This is a genomic window from Leisingera sp. F5, assembly GCF_001593695.1.
Genome location: NZ_LUKH01000313.1, coordinates 1 through 2,932 on the forward strand (window position 1 = coordinate 1; position 2,932 = coordinate 2,932).

Consider the following 2,932-nt stretch of genomic DNA (forward strand, 5'->3'; position numbering starts at 1 on the left):
GCTGAACCCCGTCAGCGGCCAACCGGCCACCTGGGCCGCCGCCGCCAGCGTCGCCGGCGCTCGGGCCGCCGTGGCCGCCGCGCAGGCGGCATTCCCGACCTGGTCTGCCACTGTCCCGGCAGAACGCCGCGCAGTCCTGAACAAGGCGGCGGACATCCTGGACCGCCGCAGCCCCGATTTCGTGGCCGCAATGGTGCGTGAAACCGGCGCCACCGGCATCTGGGCGGGGTTTAACGTCCACCTGGCCGTCGGTATCCTGCGCGAGGCCGCCGCCATGACCACCCAGATCGGCGGCGAGGTGATCCCCGCCAACAAACCCGGCACCCTGGCCATGACCGTGCATCGCCCGCTGGGGGTCTGCCCGGGCATCGCGCCCTGGAATGCGCCGGTCATCCTGGGGGTGCGCGCCGTCGCCATGCCGCTGGCCTGCGGCAATACCGTGGTGATGAAGACCTCCGAACTCTGCCCCCGTGTCCATGCGCTGATCGTGGAGGCCGTGGCTGAGGCGGGACTGCCCGCCGGTACGCTCAACGCGATTTCCAACGATCCGGACGAAGCGCCCGAGGTTGTCGCGGCCCTGATCGAACACCCCGCGATCCGCCGGGTGAACTTCACCGGATCGACCCGCGTGGGCCGGGTGATCAGCGAACTGGCTGGCCGCCATCTGAAACCCGCGCTGCTGGAACTCGGCGGCAAGGCCCCGATGATCCTGATGGAGGATGCCGATATCGAGGCTGCCGTCGCCGCCGCAGGGTTCGGGGCCTACATGAACCAGGGTCAGATTTGCATGTCCACAGAACGGATCATCACGGTCGGAGATGTCGGCGACCGCTTCAACATGTTCGGCGCAGGTTACAAGCGGGACATCAACAACCAACTGTCCTTTGCCGTGATCTTCGACCAGCCTTGGGGTGTGGATGTGCTCTACCCGGCGGGCGGTTCTGCGCTTCTTGGCGGCACCAAGGCGCAGGCGGATGCAAATGCGGTGACCGCCCTTTTGCGCTACAAGTTCAACGAGCGTTTCAGCGCCCATGGCGGTATCCGGTACCAGGAGATCGACGGCGAAATCAATCTGAACGGTCTTGCCTACAGTGTCATTCCCGGCGGCACCTACAATGTCAAGGTAGACAAAGACGGCGCATTTGGCTGGGTAGCCGGCGTGGCCTATGAGATCCCAGAGATCGCCCTGCGCGCAGCGCTGACCTACAGCTCCGAAATCGAACACGATTTCGACCTGAACGAGAGCTTTGCCGGGAGCCCGGGCCTGAACACAACAACCTCAACCAAGACCAAGACCCCGCAATCGGTTAACCTGGACTTCCAGACCGGTATCGCCGCAGACACGCTGCTGTTTGGCGGCATCCGCTGGGCGGAACACAGCGTGACCGACCTGGTGCCCGGCCGTTTGGGCCGCGACCTGATCGATCTGGACGACTCCTTTACCTACACATTGGGGATTGGCCGCAAGTTCAACGAAAACTGGTCGGGGTCTTTGGCGCTGATCTATGCGGATGTGGACGGGGATGACCTGGTGTCGCCGCTGGCACCGACCCATGGCTATGAGGCGATCCGGCTTGGGGTGCAATACAAGCAAGACAAGATGACGATCTCGGCCGGCATCCGTTACACCCAGCTGGGTGACTCGGTCGCCTCCCCCGGCGGCAACCCTGTTACCAACTTTCAGGATAACGACGCGGTCAGTTTTGGCATGAAAATCGGCTACAACTTTTAAAGCGCCGCAAGACGGACAATCTGACCCCGCCCGCATACTCCGGGCGGGGTTTTCGTTTGCCGCAAGATCCGGGTCGCCTGGCCGCGCCCGGCGGGCTAGATGACCCGCATGAGCCCTCAAAAAACCATATCCCCCCGCGCCTGGGCCGAGCTGATACTGCTCGGCGTGATCTGGGGCGGCTCGTTTCTGTCGATCCGCATCGCCCTGGACGAAATCCCCGTTGTTACCCTTGTGCTGCATCGCTGCGGCTGGGCGGCGCTGTTCCTGTGGGGCGTGGTGGTGCTGATGCGGCTGCCGGTGCCAAAGGAGCCGCGTATCTGGGGCGCCTTTCTGGTGATGGGCCTTTTGAACAACATCATCCCCTTCGGCCTGATGACCTGGGGACAGCTGTATATTGAGACCGGCCTCACCTCGATCCTGAATGCGGCCACAGCCATCTTCGGCGTCATCGTCGCTGCGCTGGTGTTTGCCGACGAACGGCTGGCAGCACGCAAGGTACTGGGAGTGGCGCTGGGGTTTCTCGGCGTGGCCACCGCCATCGGGTTGGAGCAATTTGCCAATTTCGACATCCGAAGCACCGCGCAACTGGCAGTTCTGGCCGGCACCGTGTCCTATGCCTTTGCCAGTGCCTGGGCGCGGCTGAAACTGTCCGGACTGCCGCCGCAGGTAGCGGCTGCCGGTATGCTGACCGGCTCCACCCTCTGCCTGCTGCCGGCAGCCTTGCTGGTTGACGGCCCGGTTTCGCTGAGCCTGGAAACCGGCACCTGGCTATCCATTGCCTATTTTTCGCTGATTGCCACTGCTGGCGCCTATCTGCTGTATTACCGGGTGCTAGCGTTGGCGGGCAGCGGCAACCTGATGCTGGTCACCCTGATCATTCCGCCGGTTGCCATCCTGCTGGGCGCCTGGTGGCTGGGAGAAGAGTTGAAACCGCAGGCCTACGCCGGTTTTGCCCTGCTGGCAGCCGGGCTTATGGTCCTGAACGGCAAACCGGTCCTGCGGCGCAAACGCACACGGAATTGACCAAGCCCGCGCAGGTGATTAGCAAGGCGTGAAACCTTCAGGGACTTGGGATCTCATGCTTTACACTTCTGCGCAGGACTGGCGCGATGCGCCGAACAAACGGGTGCTGTTCTTTGGCATGTCCGGGCTTGGCAAAACCTATGTCAGCAACATCCTGCGCGGCGCCGGCAGCTGGTT

At 63.5% G+C, this 2,932-nt stretch carries 2 protein-coding genes and 1 pseudogene; all 3 read left to right on the forward strand.

The window, feature by feature from the left end:
• Positions 1 to 1,732, forward strand: a 1,732-nt coding sequence (locus A2I95_RS29425; protein WP_291735583.1) for an aldehyde dehydrogenase family protein, incomplete at its 5' end; no start/stop codon positions are given.
• Positions 1,733 to 1,840: 108 nt separating this feature from the next.
• The gene (locus tag A2I95_RS29430; RefSeq protein WP_027258819.1) at positions 1,841 to 2,755 is read left to right on the forward strand and encodes a DMT family transporter; all 915 of its coding nucleotides are present in this window, start codon (positions 1,841 to 1,843) and stop codon (positions 2,753 to 2,755) included.
• A gap of 55 nt (positions 2,756 to 2,810) precedes the next feature.
• Positions 2,811 to 2,932: pseudogene (locus A2I95_RS29435) on the forward strand (ATPase); the annotation flags it as partial.